The organism is Plantibacter cousiniae (nom. nud.) (assembly GCF_977070315.1).
On sequence record NZ_CDRVEU010000003.1, the window covers coordinates 221589 to 244573 of the forward strand.

The window sequence follows — 22985 nt, forward strand, 5'->3', positions numbered from 1 at the left end:
GTTGGTCACCTGGCAAGACCATGACTGAATTGATTCGCCTGCTTCCCGACGTGGACCTGATCCGCAGTATCGACGCCCTTCTACCGCAGACTCAGTGCGGCAAGTGCGGCCATCCCGGCTGCAGGCCCTACGCCGAAGGCATCGCTGGCGGTGAAGCCATCAACAAATGCCCACCGGGCGGCGATGAAACGATAGTCCAGCTGGCCGAACTGCTGTCTGTTCCGGTCCTGACACTGGATATGCAACGCGGCACTGCACCTGCGCAGGTTGCCTTCATTCGCGAAGCAGAGTGCATCGGTTGTACAAAATGCATTCAGGCCTGCCCCGTGGATGCCATTCTTGGCGCATCCAAGCTGATGCACACCGTGATTATCGACGAATGCACAGGTTGTGACCTGTGCGTTGCGCCGTGCCCGGTGGATTGCATTGAAATGCATCCGCTGCCACTGGCCACGGTCACGCCCATCGTGGGTGGTCTGGCCCCTACCGCCGAGCTGCAGGAGGCGCGGCAGCGCAAGCGTAGCCATGCCCGGATGCGTTTCGAAGCACGAAATGCGCGCCTGCACCGTGAACAGCAAAAGCGGCTGGCAGAGCGCCTTGCGCGGTCACAGCGCATTGAATCCGCTCGTAGTGTGCTGCCTCAATCCGCCGTCGCTCTCGCCCGCAACGACAAGCCTGCCGGACCGGATGAAGCGGTGAAAAAAGCCCGAATTGCGCTGGCCATGAGCCGCGCGCAGCTCAACAAGTCACTCAAGGCGTTTGGTCACCCTCCCATTGCGGAGCAGGCTGCCAGGCTTGTGGAATTGCAGCGAGAATACGAAGCTGCCGAGCAAACACTTGCAGCACTTCTGCCACCCCCCGCACAGGCTGATTCCGAGGAAAAGCTCCGTTCATGAATGCCGCAAAACGCCAGGAAATCTTTCGCAGGCTGCATGAGGACAATCCGGACCCGAAAACCGAATTGGCCTACACCACGCCGTTTGAACTGTTGATAGCCGTCATCCTTTCCGCCCAGGCCACCGACGTAAGCGTCAACAAGGCGACTGCCAGGCTTTACCCGGTCGCCAATACACCACAGGCCATCTACGAACTGGGTGTAGAGGGGCTTTCCGAATACATCAAGACAATCGGCCTCTACAACAGCAAAGCCAAAAACGTGATTGAAACCTGCCGCATGCTGGTGGAGCTGCACAACGGCGAGGTACCGCAAACCCGAGAAGCACTCGAGGCGCTGCCGGGCGTCGGGCGCAAAACCGCTAACGTGGTGCTCAACACCGCTTTCCGCCAGATCGCGATGGCGGTAGACACGCATATCTTTCGCGTCAGCAACCGCACAGGCATCGCACCAGGGAAAAATGTGGTGGAAGTGGAAAGGCAACTGATGAAATTTGTGCCGAAAAACTACCTGCTCGACGCCCATCACTGGTTGATTCTGCACGGGCGCTACGTTTGCCAGGCCCGTAAACCGCGGTGCGGCAGTTGCCGTATAGAGGATCTATGCGATTACAAGGCAAAAACGTCCGACGATTGAGCCAGACAGCTCATTGCTGCCTTGTCGATTGAAAAAATCTTTTTTACCCACCTGTGGATTGTCGATATAAGAAGCGCCAGAGAGCCCAAGCCCTGGAGTCGACTTCATGAGCACTGATAACGAACAACTGGACGTAGACGACGACCTTGTCTCCGTCGACACGGACGACACAGAACCAGTGACTGTCGAGCCGGCGAAGACCAACCTGAGCAAACGACGCACCATCGACAACCTGCTTGAAGAACGGCGTTTGCAGAAGCAGTTGGCTGATTACGACTTCGATTTCTAGACAGCCCTGAAACCTCGCACTGACTTGCTCGATCAAGGCATTTGAAGCCTCTCGCAGAAGAGGCTTCAATACGTGATCACTACGAAAGATGAAGGCTCGATAGCCGACCTGCACAACCGGGCATCAGCCACAGCTCCTTTTAGACAATCCTTACTCAGACAAGCCCGTTACGCTGCGCAAGCTCGATCAGATCGACCAGCGAATGCGCGTTGAGCTTGAGCAATAAACGCGTTTTGTAGGTACTGACGGTCTTGTTGCTCAAAAACATGCCATCTGCAATTTCCTTGTTGGTCTTGCCTCGGGCCAACTGCTGCAGAACCATCATCTCCCTGCCGGAAAGCCGGTCGACCATATCCGACTCACTCGCGTTGCCCATACTGGAGCGAACAGTGTGCAACGCCTGGTTGGGAAAGTAGCTGTACCCTGACAGTACCGCCTTGATGGCACTGAGAAGCTCGGTCAGATCCTGCTGCTTGCAGACATAGCCGGCGGCCCCGGCCTGCATGCAGCGCATGGAGAAGTGGCCCGGCGCCTGGGAGGTGAGGATCAGAACCTTGAATGGCAACGTCATGGCTGACAGTCGGGCGATTACCTCCAGCCCGTCGAGCTTGGGGATACCGATATCGAGAATGACGATATCCGGGAGGTGCTCACGCGCCAGTTGCAGCGCATCCACACCGTTGTCAGTCTCCGCGATGACCTCATAGCCATGACGCTCCATCAGCATGCGTACAGCAAGGCGAATGACGGGATGATCATCCACGATCAGCACTTTATTCATGGGCAGTCCATTTTTCGCTATTCGAATTTTCAGAGCCAGCACAATAACTTAGTCGTTTACTGCTTTGCATGGCGCTCACCCTTGTGGACTGACAGCCAAAGACCATTCCTACAATTACAGCAGAAACTTCCTACAATACTTGGCAGGAACGTACATTTTTTATTAATTCTCACAAAGCCTTCCTTTCCGGAACCTGGTGAATTTTGTTGCTGATCGCTGCAGCACAAGCATCGCAGCATCAGTAGATAAATGCGTACAGCAGACGATCGCCGAACTCTTACATTCAAAATGCGGCCCTGTTGCACCTGTTAACAGTATCGCCAGAGCATTCCTGCATCAGCGTCACAAATCGACCCGACACATGGCTTATCGCCAGCAATTTAAAACCAATTCCCTTTAGCTGAATCATTTAAAAAACAGGTCGTTCCCTGCGTTCCCGATTGAGCACATCTGCTGTTAAAGCCTATTGCTAACGATCTGCGGCGTGGAAGGCGACATCTGCCCATAACGCCCCTTAGCAGGGTGACTGAAAAGTTTCTGCATGCGGATGCCCTAACCTGCACACCCATGATCGAAGACCATTGGACACACCCCACACACTAAATACGTAAATAAGGTTTAAAAATTACACATTATTTACAAAATTTCGTACAAATATTTATTTAAGGAGAATCCTCACAAAACAGCAAGAAAAATCCTACAAACAAATACATAGCATCAACGTGCCATACCTCTATGAACTGCTCATTGACATGCCTCTACTCAACAAGCTCCATTCTCTTACTGTCGCAAAATCTTACATACACCCTAGCATAACCCTACATCATTCAAGACCATAAGTAGCTCTTTCGACACGTAGCAAATACCATTTTTCATTTCAAAGCCAGACGTATTCTTTCGAATAGGAAACGGACTACACGATTAGCAGACGTGACATTACAACTCGTAAGACATTATAAAAACCGCTCGGTCAATTCTTATAACTTGCCATTTTTCCCTTGCAAAATTTATTACCAGTCGTTACTTTTTTAACAGCAACTTTATTACTTACTGCCCTTGAACACGCGCCACTATAAGAAACCCTGTTGCTGCGCACTGTACTTGCGCACGTGCCTATGCGATGTGTTTAAGCAGGCTCCATGTATCGCGCGGTCGGATTAATTCCGGCACTGGGTATATCACCAATCCGGCATCGCTGCCTTCTGAAAACTCTCAGGGCGCCTGGCAACTCTTTTGAATGGGCCCTGTGTATAACCATGTTCAAAAAGGGATGTACCATGAACACTAAATACGCTCGTACGCGGCCACCCACCTCCACCCCCACCGCCTCTGATCTCATCACCGCAGTGGAAGCCTTTGTTGCCAGCGGTGGCGTCATAGCCGTCATACCCGAAGGAGAGGCCGCAGGATTAGCCGCCCCCTCATCCACTCGTACACAACCTGCCGTAGAACACGGACTTGAACACGCGGGCAAAGTGCAGCAACTGAAATACCTGGCGGCCAAGGGTGCCGGTTTTACCGCGTTACAGTATTCATTGCGAATGAGTAAAAGGGATGTGCGCCGCCTGGCGACAGAAAATGGCGTGACCGTTAACCTCAGCCAGCCCTTGCTTACCCCCCGCAGGGAGGCCCTTGATGACGTTACGGACATCGATGACGTCGTTGCAGGTCACGCCATGCATTACTCGGCATTGGGCTACACCGCGTCCGAGATTGCCGGGATACTCGATCTGAGCCTTCGCCAGGTACTCGGCATCGGCAAGGCGTACCGGTTTGAGTTCAGCCAGCGACGGGAGAGCGACTGACGCTGAATAACGAGGCAAAAAAGAGACAGCGTGCGATACCTTTCAGGGAGCCGATGGAAAACTCTGTTATTCCCTGCCCTGAACGTCTACAACTGTTGTAGGAATACACTAAAACAAATAAGCACTTTTTCGACGCTAACGGTAAGAAGATCTTCAACGACTGAATACCCGTGACACATGATATTTCTGCAGTCGGCTACACGCTGCTATCTTGCATAGTACATGTACCCTGTATATCAACCACCGGTTTCACTGGCTCAACGTCTTTTTACATGACGTCCGGAAGGAATGCCCCTTTCGATAGTATTTGAAGTGCAGCCCTGTACGGGCTGCAATTGTCGAACAACTTGCGGTATCAGAACAGCTTGCGGCCCTTGTTGGCTGCAATCCGCATGCGCAGTGCGTTGAGCTTGATGAAGCCCGCTGCATCGGCCTGATCGTAGGCGCCTGCGTCATCTTCAAACGTGGCAATGTTGGCGTCGAACAGCGAATCATCCGACTTGCGACCGGTGACGATCACATTGCCCTTGTACAATTTCAGACGCACAACGCCGTTCACGTGAACCTGAGACGCGTCGATCATCTGCTGCAGCATCAGACGCTCAGGGCTCCACCAGTAGCCTGTGTAGATCAGGCTGGCGTATTTGGCCATGAGTTCGTCCTTGAGGTGGGCGACTTCGCGGTCCAGGGTAATGGATTCGATGGCGCGGTGAGCACGCAGCATGATGGTGCCACCAGGCGTCTCGTAGCAGCCACGGGACTTCATGCCCACATAACGGTTTTCAACGATATCCAGACGGCCGATACCGTTTTCGCCACCGATGCGGTTCAGGGTCGCCAGCACAGTGGCCGGGGTCATTTCGACGCCATCCAGCGCAACGATGTCACCATTGCGATAGGTCAGCTCAAGGTAGGTCGCAACGTTTGGCGCGTCCTCAGGGGACTTGGTCCAGCGCCACATGTCTTCTTCGTGCTCGGTCCAGGTGTCTTCCAGCACGCCGCCTTCATAAGAAATGTGCAGCAGGTTGGCATCCATGGAGTACGGGGATTTCTTCTTGCCGTGACGCTCGATGGGAATGTTGTGCTTCTCGGCGTAGTCCATCAGTTTTTCACGCGACAGCAGATCCCATTCGCGCCATGGAGCAATGACCTTCACGCCTGGCTTGAGCGCGTAGGCACCCAGCTCGAAACGCACCTGATCGTTACCCTTGCCGGTCGCGCCGTGGGAAATGGCGTCAGCGCCGGTTTCGTTGGCGATCTCGATCAGACGCTTGGCGATCAACGGACGGGCGATGGAGGTACCCAGCAGGTACTCGCCTTCATAGACGGTGTTGGCACGGAACATCGGGAAGACGAAATCACGCACGAACTCTTCGCGCAGGTCATCGATGTAGATTTCTTTCACGCCCATGGCCTGCGCCTTGGCGCGTGCCGGCTCGACTTCTTCACCCTGACCCAGGTCAGCGGTAAAGGTCACCACTTCGCAGTTGTACGTATCTTGCAGCCACTTGAGGATTACCGAAGTATCCAGGCCACCGGAATACGCGAGAACTACCTTGTTTACGTCCGCCATGCCATCACTCCACCGGGTTGTACGGAAAACCGCTGATTCTACCGTTCAAACCGGAAAATTTACAGGGGCGCGACAGCTTGTGACGACAAGGCGACGTCTGGCAGGAGCCTTTTACAGGTCTTAAGAAGTGTGTGCTGCGCTGGCAGACGCAACCGGCACCGGGCGCTCATCGGGCGCGACGCGCTCAAGGTGCACGTTCACCCGACGGTTGCGCGCACGATTGGCTTCATTGGTGTTGGGCGCCAGCGGGTAGCGCTCGCCATGAAAGCGCAGGGTGATTTGCTGCTCGGGTATGCCTTGAGCCTTGAAATAATCCATGACCGCCAGCGCGCGACGGCGGGACAGGTCACGGTTGGTGAGGCGATTGCCACTGTTATCCGAATGGCCGTCCAGTTCGATACGATTCACGGTCGGGTCGGCCTTCAAATAAGCAACCATGTTGTCCAGACGCGCTTTGGCACGCGCATCCAGCTCGATACCGCCGCCCGGGAAACCCACTTCGGCCTGTTTGATCTGATCGAAGTTCATCGGCAACAGCTTGGCAGTGCATGCCTGGTAATCGCTGAATGCCTTGCTGAACTTGACCGGCAGCAGACGCACTTCCATCTGGCCGCCATCTCGCGTGTAGTGGCGAATGAGCGGACTGCGACCGTCCATCAGACCGCTGATCAGACGTCCGGCCTGGGCTTGGGAGGTATTGAAGGGAATGTCGCCATTGCTGACGCGCACCGATCCCAGGTTGATATCGCCGCGACCCGGTTGCCACGGTGCCGCAGCGGCCAGCAATGTCGCGGAGCCGTTACCGAGCATGTTGTACGAAGCCTTGAGGCGAAACGTCGCCTGCTCGCCCGCGCGGCGCACGAACTCACCGGCACCGAAGTCGGTGATCGGTTGAGTCAGACGGCACTCGAACTGATCGCCTTCGACCTTCCACTCGATGCTCTCCAGACGCGTCTGGAAACTGATAGCCATCGCCGGGAGGCTGGCAAACAGGCTGAGCAGGGCTAAATATCGCTGGCGCACGGGAGGCTCCACTGGAAATGAACGCGAAACAGAAAATTACCGACTGACAAGGGAGCTATCGGTAACTTCATGCAAAACTTGATAGCGGATGCCTGAGAGAGTCTTTTCCGGTAGCATTCCCAGCGAGTTTGACCCGCCTGGAATCCCCAATGTCTGACCGCCTGACCCTCCTGCGTCCCGACGACTGGCATATTCACCTCCGTGACGGAGCTGTCTTGCCTCATACCGTTGCTGACGTAGCGCGAACTTTTGGCCGCGCAATCATCATGCCCAACCTCGTGCCTCCGGTGCGCAATGCGCAGCAAGCCGATGCCTATCGCCAGCGCATTCTGGCTGCACGCCCGGCCAGCAGCCGCTTCGAGCCGTTGATGGTGCTGTACCTCACCGACCAGACCACGCCCGACGACATCCGCACCGCCAAGGCCAGTGGTTTCGTGTATGCGGCCAAGCTGTATCCGGCTGGCGCGACCACCAACTCCGATTCCGGTGTCACCAGCATCGACAAGATCTTTCCTGCTCTCGAAGCCATGGCCGAAGTCGGCATGCTGCTGCTGGTGCACGGGGAAGTGACGCGTGGCGAAATCGACGTGTTCGATCGCGAGAAGGTCTTCATCGATGAGCACCTGCGTCGTGTAGTCGAGCGCTTCCCGACCCTCAAAGTGGTGTTCGAACACATCACCACCGGTGAAGCGGTGCAGTTCGTCAATGAGGCTTCAGCCAATGTCGCGGCGACCATCACCGCGCATCACCTGCTGTACAACCGCAACCACATGCTGGTCGGCGGGATTCGTCCGCACTTCTATTGCCTGCCGATCCTCAAGCGCAATACGCATCAGACGGCCCTGCTCGACGCGGCCACCAGCGGCAGCGGCAAGTTCTTCCTGGGCACCGACTCGGCGCCGCATGCCCAGCATGCCAAGGAAAACGCCTGCGGTTGCGCCGGGTGCTACACCGCCTACGCAGCCATCGAGCTGTATGCCGAAGCTTTCGAGCAGCGTAACGCTCTGGACAAGCTGGAAGGCTTCGCCAGCCTCCACGGTCCGGCGTTCTACGGCTTGCCCGCCAATCAGGACACCATCACGCTGGTGCGTGACGAGTGGACCGCCCCTGCCAGCCTGCCGTTTGGCGAGTTGACTGTTATCCCGCTGCGGGCTGGTGAAAAGCTGCGCTGGCGTCTGGAGGAACACGCGTGAGTGAAGATCATTTTGACGACGAACACGAAGGCCACGGCGGTGGCGGCGGTTCCCGTCACCCGATGGCGGCGCGCTTTCGCGGCTACCTGCCCGTGGTCGTCGACGTAGAAACCGGCGGTTTCAATTCAGCCACCGATGCCTTGCTGGAAATCGCTGCGGTGACGATCGGCATGGATGAAAAAGGCTTCGTGTTCCCGGAACACACCTATTTCTTCCGCGTAGAACCGTTCGAGGGTGCCAACATCGAAGCGGCGGCGCTGGAATTCACCGGCATCAAGCTCGATCACCCGCTGCGCATGGCCGTCAGCGAAGAAACCGCGATGAACGACATCTTCCGCGGCGTGCGCAAGGCCCTCAAGGCCAATGGCTGTAAACGTGCGGTGCTGGTAGGCCACAATGCCAGCTTCGACCTCGGCTTCGTCAATGCCGCCGTCGCGCGGATGGACATGAAGCGCAACCCGTTTCACCCGTTCTCCAGCTTCGACACCGCTACCCTCGCCGGCCTGGCCTATGGTCAGACTGTGCTGGCAAAGGCCTGTCAGGCTGCCGGCATCGACTTCGACGGACGCGAGGCGCACTCGGCCCGTTACGACACCGAGAAGACGGCCGAGCTGTTCTGCGGCATCGTCAATCGCTGGAAAGAAATGGGCGGCTGGGAAGATTTCGACGACTGAGGTCGTCACGTCTGTGAATGGACCGGCCTTGTGCCGGTTTTTTCATGTCCGGAACTCGACCATCCCGAGGCCGACCGGTAATGCGATTCCTGCGAAAACAACCGCTCATCGCTCGACCTGAATACAACCCAAAACAGTTTTGACAAGCATTCTCATTAACATTAAGCTCCTCGGCACCAAGCAATAAACCAGCGACGGTCCATAGCTTATGTATGTTTGCCTCTGCCAAGGTGTCACCGACGGTCAAATCCGGGATGCAATTCTGGAAGGCTGCTGCAGTTATCGTGAAGTCCGTGAAACACTGGGCGTTGCGAGTAAATGTGGAAAATGCGCCTGCCTGGCAAAGGAAGTGGTGCGTGATACGCTGACCGAGCTGCAAACCAGCCATGCCTTGCTGGCCTATCCGGCAAAATTTTCAGCTGCCTGAATCCCCTCTTTTAAAGAACCGGACACCGCGTCCGGTTTTTTTATGCCTGTAATTCAAGCGCTTAGCGTCAAGATGCGGAACTCAAACATTCTTATTCCTATTTAATTTCACTTATTATTCAACAACTTAGGTTTGACAGGCGTTTAAGCTCAGCTCACACTCGGCACTTATATACACAAGCCACCGGCAGGACCTCGAACATGAAAGGCGACATTACCGTCATCCAGCATCTCAACAAGATCCTCGGGAACGAGCTGGTCGCTATCAATCAGTATTTCCTGCATGCGCGCATGTACGAAGACTGGGGTCTGAAAAAGCTGGGTGGCCACGAATATAAAGAGTCCATCCATGCGATGAAGTACGCTGACAAGCTGATCAAGCGCACATTGTTTCTGGAAGGGCTGCCAAACCTGCAGGACCTGGGCAAGATCCTCATCGGTGAGCACACCAAGGAAATGCTGGAGTGCGACCTGAAGATCGAGCAAAAAGGTCTGGCCGATTTGAAAGCCGCGATCGCTCACTTCGAGACCGTCGGTGACTTCGGCAGCCGTGAGCTGCTGGAAGACATCCTTGAGCCCAAGGAAGAGCAAATCGACTGGCTGGAGACCCAGCTGGGTCTGATCGTAAAAGTCGGTATCGAGAACTACCTGCAGTCGCAGATGGGTGACTGATTCCCCCATAGCGCCGCAATGAAAAAGCCCGCCTCAATCGAGAGCGGGCTTTTTCTTGTGCGTAAGACCAGGCTGGAGCGTACGAAGCGATAATCGCGACTATCGTGCGACGCTCTGCGCGAGGCTTTACTCGGCCTTGGCGGCGGATGCTTCCTTGACCAACGTCTGCAACGAACCGTCAGCCATCATCTCGGTGATGATGTCGCTACCACCGACCAGCTCACCGGCAACCCACAGTTGCGGGAAAGTCGGCCAGTTGGCGTACTTTGGCAGGTTGGCGCGGATTTCAGGGTTTTGCAGAATGTCGACATAGGCAAACTTTTCGCCACACGCCATCAATGCCTGGGAAGCCTTGGCCGAAAAGCCGCATTGCGGAGCGTTCGGAGCGCCTTTCATATAAAGCAGAATGGTGTTGTTGGCAATCTGCTCTTTGATCGTTTCGATGATATCCATGGAGCACCTCGGCTGAAATATCCGACTCAGTTGTCGGCACGGTGGCGCATTGTAACGAAATCCCGAGCATGACGCTCTGTCTTGAGGCTTAACACGCCACGACCTGCACAGGTACGCCGTTCAACGCCGCGTTGCCGGACAGCGCGTCGAGTTGCCGTTCGTCGGTCAGGTCATTGGCACTGACGCCAGGCAGGCTCTGTGCGATCGCCATCTTTACTCCCGCACGTGAATGCCCCCATCCGTGCGGCAGGCTGACCACCCCGGGCATCATGTCCAGACTGCCCAGCACCTGAACCTCGATCATCCCGACCCGGGAGCTGACGCGAACCTGCTGGCCGTCGCTCAGACCACGGCACGCGAGATCGTCAGGATGCATCAACAGCTGATGCCGGGGTTTGCCCTTCACCAGCCGATGGTAGTTGTGCATCCAGGAATTGTTACTGCGCACATGCCGGCGGCCAATCAGCAGCAACTCGCCGGTCTGGGGAGCAGGCTCGGCAGCAAAGCGCGCCAAGTCGGCCATGATCACCTCAGGCGCGGCCTGAATGCGCCCATTGGCGGTCTTCAAGCGCTCTGCAAGATTGGCCTTCAACGCCCCCAGATCAAGACCGTGCGGATGACTGTCCAGGGTTTCCAGTGACAGCTTATGGGGTGATGCATCGCCATAGAGACCTGCACGCAGCCCGCGATCGATCATCTGCGCAGGCGGCAACGTGGGTTTCAGCGCTCGCTCGGCCTTGGCAGCAAAAGCGCTGGCCAGCCCGACGAAGATTTCCCAGTCGTGTAGCGCACCTTCGGGCTTGTCGAAAATGGCCCGATTGAAGCGCGTGACGTTACGCACGGCCAGGGCGTTGAAGGTGGTGTCGTAGTGATCATTCTCCAGCGTCGAGGTGGACGGTAGAATCAAGTCGGCATGGCGAGTGGTCTCGTTGATGTAAAGATCGATGCTGAGCATGAACTCAAGCCCTTCGAGCGCCTGCTCCAGCTGACGGCCGTTGGGCGTCGACAGAACCGGGTTACCCGCAACGGTCACCAGCGCGCGAACCTGCCCTTCCCCTTCCACGAGCATTTCCTCGGCCAGCGCCGAAACCGGCAACTCGCCGCCATACTCCGGCAGGCCGGACACCCTGCTTTGCCACAGATTGAAATGACCACCGGATGTCGAGCTGACGAGGTCGACGGCGGGCTCTGTGCACAGCGCGCCACCCACTCGGTCCAGGTTGCCAGTCACCAGATTGACCAGTTGTGCCAGCCAATGGCACAGCGTACCGAAGGTCTGAGTCGACACGCCCATTCGCCCATAACACACCGCCTTGTCAGCGGCCGCGAAATCCCGCGCCAGTTGCCGGATCTGCTCGGCAGCAATACCGCAGCGCGGGCTCATGGCCTCAGCAGTGAAGCCGGCAATGGCGTGGCGAACCTGCTCCAGGCCGTCGACGGGCAAATGGCTCTCGCGGGTCAGCCCCTCCTCGAACAGCGTATTGAGCAGCCCGAACAGCAACGCCGCATCACCGCCCGGACGTACGAACAGATGCTGGTCAGCGATGGCAGCCGTCTCACTGCGGCGCGGGTCGATGACCACCAGTTTGCCGCCGCGCTGCTGGACTGCTTTCAGACGTTTTTCGACATCCGGTACCGTCATGATGCTGCCATTGGACGCCAACGGATTACCGCCGAGAATCAGCATGAAGTCGGTGTGATCGATATCCGGAATCGGCAACAGCATGCCGTGGCCGTACATCAGGAAACTGGTGAGGTGGTGCGGCAACTGATCAACCGACGTCGCCGAAAAACGATTGCGGGTCTTGAGCAGACCGAGAAAGTAATTGCTGTGGGTCATCAACCCGTAGTTATGCACGCTGGGGTTGCCCTGATAGACCGCTACCGCGTTCTGCCCATGGCGCTGCTGAATGGCGTAGAGCCGCTCCGCCACCAGATCGAACGCCTGCTGCCAGGCAATCGGCTGCCACTGATCACCGCTGCGCAGCATCGGCTGTCGCAAGCGATCAGGGTCGTTCTGGATGTCCTGCAGCGCAACCGCCTTGGGGCAGATATGACCGCGGCTGAACGTGTCCAGCGGGTCGCCCTTGATCGAGGCAATGCGCGGCGCAGAATCCGCCTCCACGACGGTCTCGATCACAAGACCGCAAATGGCCTCGCACAGGTGGCAGGCTCGGTAGTGTTCAGTCCGGGTCATCACAGCCTCAGATCTTGTCATGGCAATCCGGTTGATTGCCGAACACTCACTATGCTGCCTTGCCATGCCCCGCGCCACTGATGTTCGGCCCGTGAATCGAGGGGCATCAGGCGCGCGGATGAGGTGGCCGAATCAACCGCCGATAGGCGTGACGACCTTGCGCTGTTGCTGCATTTCGGCCACGGTTTCGATCTGTTCCTGCGCCAGGTGGACGCCGGTCAGATCGCCGATCAGGCGCCAGTGCTCGTCCAGACCGGAGCTGATAGTGGCCATGCGATCAATCATGCGCCGCCCCGCCGTACGCGTGACTTCGTCCTCGCTGCGCAGCAGTTCGAAAGACATTGAGGTCATCGAGGCTGTCAGATGGGTAAGCGTGCGGGCGGTGAGCCCGAGCAACTCCGTTAATTGATGCTCTTTTGAGTCCATTCCCCCACCCCTCGATCAGTAATGTATCGGCAACGATTTATAACCCACGTCAGGGATTAAAGAAACGGTCCTTGTTTCAAGCCCGTGAAGCGCATCCCATTAGGCAACGCCCGCGCAAACATGGACTGCTACAGGATTGGTACTAATTGCCAAGCGCTATTTGAGCAGTGTACAAATGCTGCCTTCTGAAAAAGTGCAGATGGCTGCCAACCTTCTCAGCGTAGCCAGTTTTTGCCCCGTCAATACAGAATAACGGCGTCCCTTCTATCCGGGACGCCAGTAGTGTCCATGTTTCAGAAAAACGCATGCTATTGGTAAGACGCGACATTTTTTTATACCATCGCGCCTTTCTTATTCGTCGCCCCGTGCGGCTTCCGCCGCAGGTCTCGCCCGTTTTATCGATAAAAACCGGCTTTGATAACCTGCGGTCTGTTGCAGAAAAGGTAGTTAATCATGAACGCCAGGCACTTTCTCTCGATGATGGATTACACCCCGGATGAACTCTCGGGCTTGATCCGTCGTGGCGTAGAGCTTAAAGACCTGCGAAATCGCGGTGTACTTTTTGAACCGCTGAAGAACCGGGTATTGGGGATGATTTTCGAGAAATCATCGACACGTACCCGTCTTTCTTTTGAAGCAGGGATGATTCAGCTCGGTGGCCAGGCCATCTTTTTGTCCCATCGAGACACCCAATTGGGCCGCGGCGAGCCGATTGCCGACAGCGCGAAAGTGATGTCGCGCATGCTCGATGCGGTCATGATCCGTACTTATGCGCACAGCAATCTGACCGAATTCGCCGCCAATTCCCGTGTGCCGGTCATCAACGGCCTGTCCGATGACCTGCACCCGTGCCAGTTGCTCGCCGACATGCAGACCTTCCTGGAGCATCGCGGCTCGATCCAGGGCAAGACCGTTGCCTGGATCGGCGATGGCAACAACATGTGCAACAGCTATATAGAAGCGGCGATTCAATTCGACTTCCAGTTGCGTGTGGCCTGCCCTGCCGGCTACGAGCCAAACGCCGAATTCCTGGCACTGGCTGGCGAGCGCGTCACCGTGGTCCGCGATCCGAAAGCCGCAGTTGCCGGCGCACATCTGGTCAGCACCGATGTGTGGACCTCCATGGGCCAGGAAGAGGAAACCGCGCGGCGCAAAAAGCTGTTCGCGCCGTTTCAGGTCACGCGTGCCCTGCTCGACCTGGCTGACAAGGATGTGCTGTTCATGCACTGCCTGCCTGCCCATCGCGGCGAAGAAATCAGTGTCGACCTGCTGGATGATTCACGCTCGGTCGCCTGGGATCAGGCGGAAAATCGCTTGCACGCGCAGAAAGCGCTGCTGGAGTTTCTCGTCGCGCCGGCCTGCAAACCCGCATGAACCCGTTGCTGCTGAACCTGCGCAACCTCGCTTGCGGCTATCAGAACCAGCGCGTGGTGCAGGATCTGAACCTGCACCTCAACGCGGGTGACATAGGCTGCCTGCTCGGCTCGTCGGGCTGCGGCAAGACCACGACACTGCGCGCCATTGCCGGCTTCGAACCGATCCATGCGGGTGAGATCACTCTGGCGGGCGAAGTGATCTCCCGTCCGGGCTGGACCCTGCCGCCGGAGAAACGCCGTATCGGCATGGTGTTTCAGGATTACGCGCTGTTCCCGCACTTGAGTGTCGCCGAAAACATCGCATTCGGCATTCGCAACCACCCGCGCCTGGATAAAGTGATCGCCGAGTTGCTTGAACTGGTCAACCTCGGCGCGCTGGGCAAGCGCTATCCACACGAGCTGTCCGGTGGCCAGCAACAGCGAGTGGCGCTGGCCAGAGCACTGGCGCCCGAGCCGCAACTCCTGCTGCTCGATGAACCCTTCTCCAACCTGGACGGCGAGTTGCGCCGGCGCCTGAGCCATGAGGTGCGCGATATCCTCAAGGCGCGGGGCACCAGCGCGATTCTGGTGACTCATGACCAGGAAGAGGCTTTTGCCGTGAGCGATCACGTAGGCGTATTCAAGGAGGGGCGCCTGGAGCAGTGGGACACACCTTACAATCTCTACCACGAACCGCGCACGCCGTTCGTTGCCAGCTTCATCGGCCAGGGCTATTTCATTCGCGGGCAGATGATGAATCCGGAATCGGTGCATACCGAACTCGGCATTCTGCGCGGCAACCGGGCATACCCGGGCGTAAGCGGTGCCGCTGTGGATGTCTTGCTACGCCCTGACGACATCGTCTACGCGCCGCACAGTGACCTGAAAGCACGGGTCATCGGTCGAACCTTTCAAGGCGCCTCGACGCTGTATCGCCTGCAACTGTCGACCGGCAGTCAGCTGGAAGCCATTTTCCCCAGCCACGCCGATCACCGCCAGGGTGAGGAAGTCGGCATTCGTGTGGCAGCAGACCATCTGGTGCTGTTCCCGGCACCCGGCAGCGTGGCTGTGCATACGCTCAACCACTGAGACGCAGATCATTCCCTGCCGATCGGGGCAAATCTGGCCTGGGTATATTCAGCCAGTACCGCTGGTGAAAGCTCGACCTCAAGTCCCCTCCTCCCGGCACTGACGTAAATGCTGTCAAAGCGCTGCGCAGTTTCGTCGATAAAGGTGCGCAGACGCTTCTTCTGGCCCAAGGGGCTGATGCCACCCAACAGGTAACCCGTCGAGCGTTGCGCCGCTGCAGGGTCAGCCATTTCGTTTTTTTTTGCCCCGGCAGCCTGCGCCAAAGCCTTTAGATCAAGTGTTCCGACGACCGGCACGACGGCGACCAGCAATTCGCCTTTTTCGGTACTGGCGAGCAGCGTTTTGAACACCTGTGCAGGCTCCAGACCCAGCTTTTCCGCCGCCTCCAGCCCATATGAAGGCGCTTTCGGATCCTGTTCATAACTGTGAATGCGATGTTCGGCGCGATGTTTTTTCAGCAAATCCAGTGCGGGTGTCATGCAGCGCTCCAAAAGGTTCCGAATGCCCATCACTTTAAGCGAAGTAAAGTGAACATGCCTTGATTCACGCCACCTGCGACACTGATGGCCTTTTGGCAACAGCCTGAATTCCCCGGTGTAAAGCGGTCTTGCCGGGTCCTCGCGGGGTCCTGGCGATTTACTGACCGTTCGGTTCCGACCTTTGACAGCGTTGTTTCTTGTCTATATTTTTTCGTTTACGAATATTATCGAAAGCGGTTTTTCGGTATAACTCGCACCGGCGATCAGAAATGGGGTTTTTTCTGAGACGCACGAATAACGAGCACCCACGCCTGTCTCAGGGTGCCGAGACAAAAACAAAAATGAGGTATCCATGTCCATCGCACTAAAACAACCGACGCTCACCGGGCAATGTGTGGCTGAATTTCTTGGCACCGCCCTGATGATTTTTTTCGGCACAGGATGCGTTGCAGCGCTCAAGGTCGCGGGAGCCACTTTCGGTCTTTGGGAAATCTGCATCATCTGGGGCATGGCTGTCAGCATGGGGATCTACCTCAGCGCCGGCATTTCAGGTGCCCACCTCAACCCGGCCGTCAGCATCGCGCTGAGTCTGTTCGCCGGTTTTGAAAAACGTAAATTGCCCTTTTATATCTCGGCGCAAATCGCAGGCGCGTTCTGCGGAGCGGGTCTGGTGTACCTGATGTACATCAGCCTTTTTTTCGACTTCGAACATGCTCACCACATCATTCGCGGCAGCGAGCAGAGTCTTGAACTGGCGTCGGTATTCTCGACATACCCAAACCCGGCCATTTCGGTCGGTCAGGCCTTTCTGGTCGAAGTGGTCATCACCACCATTCTGATGGGTGTGATCATGGCTCTGGGCGATGACAGCAATGGTTTGCCGCGCGGCCCGCTGGCGCCCTTGCTGATCGGCCTGCTGGTAGCCGTGATAGGCAGCTCGATGGGCCCACTGACCGGTTTTGCCATGAACCCGGCGCGCGACTTCGGTCCGAAGCTGATGACGTTCTTCGCTGGCTGGGGTGAAATGGCCTTCACCGGCGGTCGTGACATTCCTTACTTCCTGGTTCCGATTTTTGCGCCCATTCTGGGTGCCTGCCTTGGTGCTGCTGGCTACCGCGCGCTGATTGCGCGTCATCTGCCCAGCGCCGCTCCTGTTGAAAATGAAAAAGAGGCTCCTGTGGTTCGCGGCAAAGTTCAGGCTTCATCTTGAGCACCCCTCAATTTGAATCTCACTCAACTGAATCCCACCCAATAAATGCAAGGCAATCGACATGACTGACACACAGAACAAGAACTACATCATTGCTCTTGACCAGGGCACCACCAGCTCGCGCGCCATCATCTTCGACCGCGACGCCAACGTGGTGAGCACTGCCCAAAGCGAATTCGTCCAGCATTATCCGCAGGCAGGCTGGGTCGAACACGACCCGATGGAAATCTTCGCCACCCAGACGGCCTGCATGACCAAGGCGCTGGCGCAGGCCGATCTGCACCACAACCAGATCGCCGCCATCGGTATCACCAACCAGCGTGAAACCACGGTCATCTGGGAGCGCGACACCGGCCGCCCGATCTACAACGCAATCGTCTGGCAGTGCCGCCGCAGCACCGAGATCTGCCAGCAGCTCAAGCGCGACGGTCTTGAGGAGTACATCAAGGACACCACAGGTCTGGTGATTGACCCGTACTTCTCCGGCTCCAAGGTCAAGTGGATTCTGGACAACGTCGAAGGCAGCCGCGAGCGCGCCCGCAAAGGCGAGCTGATGTTCGGCACCATCGATACCTGGCTGATCTGGAAATTCACCGGCGGCAAGGTTCACGTCACCGACTACACCAACGCCTCGCGGACCATGCTGTTCAATATCCATACGCTGGAATGGGATCAGCGCATGCTCGACGTGCTGGACATCCCGCGCGAGATACTGCCAGAGGTCAAAGCCTCCTCCGAGGTCTACGGTCACAGCAAAAGCGGCATCCCGATTGCCGGTATCGCAGGCGACCAACAGGCGGCGTTGTTCGGCCAGATGTGTGTCGAACCCGGCCAGGCCAAGAACACCTACGGCACCGGCTGCTTCCTGCTGATGAACACCGGCAAGAAAGCCGTGAAGTCGGCGCACGGCATGCTGACCACCATCGGCTGCGGCCCGCGTGGTGAAGTGGCCTATGCACTGGAAGGCGCGGTCTTCAACGGTGGCTCGACCGTGCAGTGGCTGCGCGACGAACTCAAGCTCATCAACGACGCGCTGGACACCGAATACTTCGCTGGCAAGGTCAAGGACAGCAACGGCGTGTATCTGGTGCCGGCGTTCACGGGTCTGGGCGCACCTTACTGGGACCCGTACGCACGAGGCGCATTGTTCGGCCTGACCCGCGGTGTGAAAGTCGATCACATCATCCGTGCAGCGCTGGAATCCATCGCCTATCAAACCCGCGACGTGCTCGATGCCATGCAACAGGACTCCGGCGAACGCCTCAAGTCGCTGCGCGTGGACGGCGGTGCCGTGGCCAACAACTTCCTGATGCAGTTCCAGGCAGACATCCTCGGCACCCACGTCGAGCGTCCGCAAATGCGTGAAACCACGGCACTGGGTGCAGCCTTCCTGGCCGGTCTGGCGATTGGCTTCTGGAGCAGCCTGGACGAGTTGCGTAACAAGGCGGTGATCGAGCGTGTGTTCGAGCCATCGTGTGAAGAGGCGCATCGCGAAAAACTTTACGCAGGCTGGCAGAAAGCAGTCGCGCGTACTCGTGACTGGGAACCGCACGAAAACGAAGAGTGACAGCGCCGTTGTAAGGAGGGGAGCAGGATTCCGGCTGACAGGTTGCACTTTCCTGCGGCATGATGGGCACCATTTGTAGAGGGCGTCCAAGGAAAAACAATGAACCTGCCTCCCCGCCAACAACAGATCCTCGAACTGGTCCGTGACCGTGGTTATGTCAGCATCGAGGAGATGGCGACGCTGTTCGTCGTGACCCCACAAACCATTCGCCGTGATATCAATCAATTGGCGGAAATGAACCTGTTGCGCCGCTACCACGGCGGCGCGGCCTATGACTCCAGCATCGAAAATACTGCCTACGCCATGCGTGCGGACCAGATGCGCGACGAAAAACAACGGATCGCCGAGGCCATCGCCGCGCAGATCCCGGACAACGCCTCGTTGTTCATCAATATCGGTACCACCACCGAATCCATCGCCCGTGCGTTGCTCAACCACAACAACCTGAAGATCATCACCAATAACCTGCATGTGGCGTCCATCCTCAGCACCAAGGATGATTTCGAGGTGTTGATAGCAGGCGGCAATGTGCGACGTGACGGTGGCGTGGTGGGCCAGGGCAGCATCGACTTCATCACCCAGTTCAAAGTGGACTTTGCCCTGGTGGGCATCAGCGGCATCGACGAAGACGGCAGCCTGCTGGATTTCGATTATCAGGAAGTACGGGTGTCCCAGGCGATCATCGCCAACGCACGCAAAGTGCTGCTGGCGGCTGACTCCAGCAAGTTCGGACGCAACGCCATGGTCCGCCTGGGGCCGATCACCCTCATCGATTGCCTGGTCACCGACCAGCCACCCGTGCCCGCACTGCAGCAGTTGCTGAATCAGCACAAGATTCGTCTGGAAGTGGTGTGATTGTCAGGCGCGAGCGGTGCTCGCGCGGCGGTCCGCATTGCTCATGAAGACGGTGCGTCGAGCGCCCTATTTTCTGGAGTCTGTACCGGCCTCTTCGCGAGCAAGCTCGCTTCCACAAGACTTGTGTACATATGGCGCAGCACGCATCTGTGACGCAGAGCGTCACCCAAGGCAGTCCCATGCCGGAGCGTGAGGAACGATAGGTGTCTTGAAGAACACTATCGTACCCATGCTCTGCGTAGGTATGCCGTTCCGGACGCTCTGCGTCCTCCCCGGTTCAAGCGATGCAGCGCAGACCGTTGATCCAGAGCAATTCAGTGCAGGCAGTGCACCGATCCTCCCGGTAACAATTCCCGCCCTACAATGTTCATATTTGTTCTTTTCCTGACACCATCATCAGTATTTTCAATCGATACGTGCTGGCAAGGGTCATTTTATTGAGCTATGATTTTCGAAAATGAACATTAATGTTCAGATTCGCCTTTCGAGCACTGCTCACGAATTGTCCAGGAGGCCACCAATGCCCCACACCAACGTGCCAACCCCGCCCCTCTCAGAGGTCTACGACATTGCCGTTATTGGCGGTGGCATCAACGGTGTCGGTATCGCAGCGGATGCCTCCGGTCGCGGCCTCTCGGTTTTTCTCTGCGAAAAGGACGACCTGGCCAGCCATACGTCTTCGGCCAGCAGCAAGCTGATTCATGGTGGCCTGCGCTATCTGGAGCACTACGAATTCCGCCTGGTGCGTGAAGCACTGGCAGAACGTGAAGTGCTGCTTGCCAAAGCGCCGCACATCGTCAAGCCAATGCGCTTCGTTCTGCCTCACCGCCCACACCTGCGTCCGGCCTGGATGATTCGTGCCGGGATGTTCCTTTATGACAACCTTGGCAAGCGCGAAAAACTTCCCGCATCGCGGACCATTCATTTCGGTGCGGACAGCCCGCTCAACTCGAGCATCACCCGCGGTTTCGAATATTCCGACTGCTGGGTCGACGACGCGCGCCTGGTAGTGCTCAACGCCATGTCCGCTCGTGAAAACGGTGCGCACATTCATACTCAGACCCGCTGTGTCAGCGCCCGCCGTATCAAGGGCATGTGGCATCTGCATCTTGAGCGCAGCGACGGCAGCCTGTTCTCGATCCACGCCAAGGCGTTGGTCAATGCGGCAGGTCCGTGGGTAGCCAAGTTCATCCGTGAAGACCTCAAGCTCGATTCGGCTTACGGCATCCGCCTGATTCAAGGCAGCCACCTGATCGTGCCGAAACTCTACGAGGGTGAGCACGCGTTTATTCTGCAGAACGAAGACAAGCGCATCGTGTTCACGATTCCGTACCTGGAGCACTTCACCATCGTCGGCACCACTGACCGTGAGTATCAGGGCGATCCGAACAAGGTGGACATCACCGAAGGCGAGATGGATTACGTGCTGAAAGTGGCCAACGACCACTTCAAGAAACAGTTGAGTCGCGCAGACGTGCTCCACACATTCTCTGGCGTGCGCCCGCTGTGCAACGACGAGTCCGATAATCCTTCTGCCATTACCCGTGATTACACGCTTTCGTTGTCAGGCGGCGCGGACGAGGCACCAATTCTGTCGGTGTTCGGCGGCAAGCTGACCACCTACCGCAAACTGGCCGAATCGGCGATGGCGCAGTTGGCACCGTTCTTCAAACAGATGAAACCGAGCTGGACGGCCAACGCTGCCCTGCCTGGCGGCGAAGACATGACCACCGCCGAAGCGCTGGCGACAGAAATGACCCGCCGCTTCAGCTGGCTGCCCGCGCCTATCGCCAAGCGCTGGTCGATCACTTACGGCAGCCGCAGCTGGCGCTTGCTGGAGGGCGCGCAAAGTCTGGAAGACCTTGGTCAGCATTTGGGTGCAGGCCTGTATACCCGCGAGGTCGATTACCTGTGCGATCAGGAATGGGCCACCAGCATCGAAGACATCCTGTGGCGCCGCACCAAGCTGGGCCTGTTCACGACGCCTGAGGAACAGGCCGCCGTGAGCAGCTACCTGGAAACCGTCGTGCGCAACAAAGCCTCTTTCGAAGCCGCCTGATAATCCGCTTGCAACCTGTTCACCCATCGTGCGGTGAACAGGTTTCCCTCCTTACTGCCCTCCTCCCGCCCCCCTTTCCATTCGGTTTTCCGAACAATCGCCCCCCGCTTTATTCGGCTTCCCGGACGCATTTGTCCGTAGCATCAGAGCCGATCTAAAAAAACCCTTTTAAATTCAGCGTGTTGAATTCCAAAAACGGTCTGGCACGACTCATGCTCTACATTCTGAACCGAGCGTTTCGACAAGAGCGTGTGTCTGGATGTGGACGCCGTTGAAGCATTCGCCAACAAGCGGGCCGACTCTGATTGCGGCCCCATCAATAAAAAATGACATCAAGGACTCACCCATGCGCATCGTTCCCCACCTGTTGGGCGCAGCCATCGCTGCCGCTCTGATCAGCACGCCGGTTTTCGCCGCCGAACTCACTGGCACTCTGAAGAAGATCAAGGAATCCGGCACCATTACGCTGGGCCATCGTGACGCCTCCATCCCGTTTTCCTACATCGCTGATGCCTCTGGCGTGCCGATGGGCTACTCCCACGACATCCAGCTGAAAATCGTCGAAGCCATCAAAAAAGACCTGGACATGCCTGACCTCAAGGTCAAGTACAACCTGGTGACTTCGCAGACCCGTATCCCGCTGGTTCAGAACGGCACCGTCGATGTGGAATGTGGCTCGACAACCAACAATGTCGAGCGCCAGCAGCAAGTCGATTTCTCCATCGGCATCTTCGAAGTCGGCACGCGCCTGCTGTCGAAAAAGGATTCCAGCTATAAGGATTTCGACGACCTGAAAGGCAAGAACGTCGTCACCACGGCGGGCACCACGTCCGAGCGCATCCTCAAGGCGATGAACGCTGACAAGCAGATGGGCATGAACGTGATCTCCGCCAAAGACCACGGTGAATCCTTCCAGATGCTCGAGTCCGGCCGTGCAGTCGCCTTCATGATGGACGACGCGCTGCTGGCAGGCGAAATGGCCAAGGCCAAGAAGCCGGACGACTGGGCAGTGACCGGTACAGCGCAATCCTACGAGATCTACGGCTGCATGGTCCGCAAGGGCGATGCCCCGTTCAAGAAGGCCGTGGATGACGCCATTGTCGCTACCTACAAGTCGGGCGACATCAACGCCATCTACAGCAAGTGGTTCATGTCCCCTGTCCCTCCGAAAGGTCTGAACCTGAATTTCCCGATGAGCGACAAGCTCAAGGAACTGATTCAGAACCCGACCGATAAGCCAGCTGACGACAAGAAAGCCTGAGAGACCGGTTCAGCCAGTCTGAACTGACTGCATCCCGGGCGGGCAGCGCTCGTCCGGGATCGCCTCG

The 22985-nt window shown here is 57.3% G+C and carries 22 protein-coding genes; 15 read left to right on the forward strand and 7 right to left on the reverse strand.

The window, feature by feature from the left end; genetic code table 11:
- Window positions 1-20: 20 nt before the first annotated feature.
- The 3 genes from rsxB (at window position 21) to ACW55A_RS07795 (ending at window position 1820) form a co-directional block, all read left to right on the forward strand.
- Window positions 21-896, forward strand: coding sequence for an electron transport complex subunit RsxB (rsxB, locus tag ACW55A_RS07785; protein WP_368984942.1), 876 nt, complete (start codon window positions 21-23; stop codon window positions 894-896).
- A complete protein-coding gene (nth, locus tag ACW55A_RS07790) occupies window positions 893-1531 on the forward strand; it encodes an endonuclease III (RefSeq protein WP_003363585.1) in 639 nt (212 codons plus the stop codon). Before rsxB ends, nth begins: the two co-directional genes overlap by 4 nt.
- Window positions 1532-1637: 106 nt before the next feature.
- On the forward strand, window positions 1638-1820 hold the full coding sequence (locus ACW55A_RS07795) for a PA3496 family putative envelope integrity protein (RefSeq protein WP_003363588.1): 183 nt from the start codon (window positions 1638-1640) through the stop codon (window positions 1818-1820).
- A 154-nt stretch (window positions 1821-1974) separates the two neighbouring features.
- On the opposite strand, the gene ACW55A_RS07800 is transcribed toward ACW55A_RS07795, so the two are convergent.
- Window positions 1975-2601: a response regulator transcription factor gene (locus tag ACW55A_RS07800; RefSeq protein WP_002554843.1), complete on the reverse strand. Its 627-nt coding sequence runs from the start codon at window positions 2599-2601 to the stop codon at window positions 1975-1977.
- A 1277-nt stretch (window positions 2602-3878) separates the two neighbouring features.
- On the opposite strand from ACW55A_RS07800, the gene ACW55A_RS07805 reads away from it, so the two are divergent.
- Window positions 3879-4406 carry a hypothetical protein gene (locus ACW55A_RS07805; RefSeq protein ID WP_058397258.1) on the forward strand — a complete coding sequence of 176 codons (528 nt, stop codon included), beginning with the start codon at window positions 3879-3881 and terminating at the stop codon, window positions 4404-4406.
- Between the two features lie 355 nt (window positions 4407-4761).
- On the opposite strand, the gene ACW55A_RS07810 is transcribed toward ACW55A_RS07805, so the two are convergent.
- On the reverse strand, window positions 4762-5979 hold the full coding sequence (locus ACW55A_RS07810) for an argininosuccinate synthase (protein WP_003363593.1): 1218 nt from the start codon (window positions 5977-5979) through the stop codon (window positions 4762-4764).
- A gap of 120 nt (window positions 5980-6099) precedes the next feature.
- A complete protein-coding gene (locus tag ACW55A_RS07815) occupies window positions 6100-7002 on the reverse strand; it encodes a flagellar protein MotY (protein ID WP_003363596.1) in 903 nt (300 codons plus the stop codon).
- Window positions 7003-7151: 149 nt separating this feature from the next.
- Between ACW55A_RS07815 and pyrC the strand changes: the two genes are divergently transcribed.
- From pyrC to bfr, 4 genes are all read left to right on the forward strand, one after another.
- Window positions 7152-8195, forward strand: a complete 1044-nt coding sequence (gene pyrC / locus ACW55A_RS07820) for a dihydroorotase (protein WP_003363598.1) — start codon at window positions 7152-7154, stop codon at window positions 8193-8195.
- A complete protein-coding gene (gene rnt / locus ACW55A_RS07825) occupies window positions 8192-8869 on the forward strand; it encodes a ribonuclease T (RefSeq protein ID WP_003363600.1) in 678 nt (225 codons plus the stop codon). The genes pyrC and rnt overlap by 4 nt, the downstream gene beginning before the upstream one ends.
- Window positions 8870-9077: 208 nt before the next feature.
- Complete coding sequence (locus ACW55A_RS07830; RefSeq protein ID WP_003350768.1) at window positions 9078-9296, forward strand: bacterioferritin-associated ferredoxin; 219 nt, start codon at window positions 9078-9080, stop codon at window positions 9294-9296.
- A 200-nt stretch (window positions 9297-9496) separates the two neighbouring features.
- Window positions 9497-9967, forward strand: a complete 471-nt coding sequence (bfr, locus tag ACW55A_RS07835; protein ID WP_002554851.1) for a bacterioferritin — start codon at window positions 9497-9499, stop codon at window positions 9965-9967.
- Between the two features lie 126 nt (window positions 9968-10093).
- Here the strand turns inward: bfr and grxD are convergent, their stop codons facing one another.
- The 3 genes from grxD to plzR form a co-directional block, all read right to left on the reverse strand.
- On the reverse strand, window positions 10094-10420 hold the full coding sequence (grxD, locus tag ACW55A_RS07840) for a Grx4 family monothiol glutaredoxin (RefSeq protein WP_002554852.1): 327 nt from the start codon (window positions 10418-10420) through the stop codon (window positions 10094-10096).
- Window positions 10421-10508: 88 nt separating this feature from the next.
- Window positions 10509-12617, reverse strand: a complete 2109-nt coding sequence (locus ACW55A_RS07845) for a molybdopterin oxidoreductase family protein (RefSeq protein ID WP_455808721.1) — start codon at window positions 12615-12617, stop codon at window positions 10509-10511.
- A 132-nt stretch (window positions 12618-12749) separates the two neighbouring features.
- Window positions 12750-13043, reverse strand: a complete 294-nt coding sequence (gene plzR, locus ACW55A_RS07850) for a PlzR type 4 pili assembly inhibitor (RefSeq protein ID WP_032609138.1) — start codon at window positions 13041-13043, stop codon at window positions 12750-12752.
- 453 nt (window positions 13044-13496) lie between these two features.
- Between plzR and argF the strand changes: the two genes are divergently transcribed.
- Window positions 13497-14417 (forward strand): ornithine carbamoyltransferase, encoded by a 921-nt coding sequence (argF, locus tag ACW55A_RS07855; protein WP_003363607.1) that lies wholly within the window; start codon window positions 13497-13499, stop codon window positions 14415-14417.
- Complete coding sequence (locus ACW55A_RS07860; RefSeq protein WP_455808720.1) at window positions 14414-15487, forward strand: ABC transporter ATP-binding protein; 1074 nt, start codon at window positions 14414-14416, stop codon at window positions 15485-15487. The genes argF and ACW55A_RS07860 overlap by 4 nt, the downstream gene beginning before the upstream one ends.
- An 8-nt stretch (window positions 15488-15495) precedes the next feature.
- On the opposite strand, the gene ybaK is transcribed toward ACW55A_RS07860, so the two are convergent.
- The gene (gene ybaK / locus ACW55A_RS07865) at window positions 15496-16065 is read right to left on the reverse strand and encodes a Cys-tRNA(Pro) deacylase (RefSeq protein ID WP_499140263.1); all 570 of its coding nucleotides are present in this window, start codon (window positions 16063-16065) and stop codon (window positions 15496-15498) included.
- A gap of 253 nt (window positions 16066-16318) precedes the next feature.
- Between ybaK and ACW55A_RS07870 the strand changes: the two genes are divergently transcribed.
- The 5 genes from ACW55A_RS07870 (at window position 16319) to ACW55A_RS07890 (ending at window position 22918) form a co-directional block, all read left to right on the forward strand.
- On the forward strand, window positions 16319-17176 hold the full coding sequence (locus ACW55A_RS07870; RefSeq protein WP_003363613.1) for an MIP/aquaporin family protein: 858 nt from the start codon (window positions 16319-16321) through the stop codon (window positions 17174-17176).
- Between the two features lie 61 nt (window positions 17177-17237).
- Window positions 17238-18743: a glycerol kinase GlpK gene (gene glpK, locus ACW55A_RS07875; RefSeq protein WP_003363615.1), complete on the forward strand. Its 1506-nt coding sequence runs from the start codon at window positions 17238-17240 to the stop codon at window positions 18741-18743.
- A gap of 99 nt (window positions 18744-18842) precedes the next feature.
- Window positions 18843-19598, forward strand: coding sequence for a DeoR/GlpR family transcriptional regulator (locus tag ACW55A_RS07880; protein ID WP_003363617.1), 756 nt, complete (start codon window positions 18843-18845; stop codon window positions 19596-19598).
- A gap of 520 nt (window positions 19599-20118) precedes the next feature.
- Window positions 20119-21657, forward strand: coding sequence for a glycerol-3-phosphate dehydrogenase (glpD, locus tag ACW55A_RS07885; RefSeq protein WP_003431248.1), 1539 nt, complete (start codon window positions 20119-20121; stop codon window positions 21655-21657).
- A 346-nt stretch (window positions 21658-22003) separates the two neighbouring features.
- Window positions 22004-22918, forward strand: a complete 915-nt coding sequence (locus ACW55A_RS07890) for a glutamate/aspartate ABC transporter substrate-binding protein (RefSeq protein WP_003363622.1) — start codon at window positions 22004-22006, stop codon at window positions 22916-22918.
- The last annotated feature ends 67 nt before the right edge of the window (window positions 22919-22985 follow it).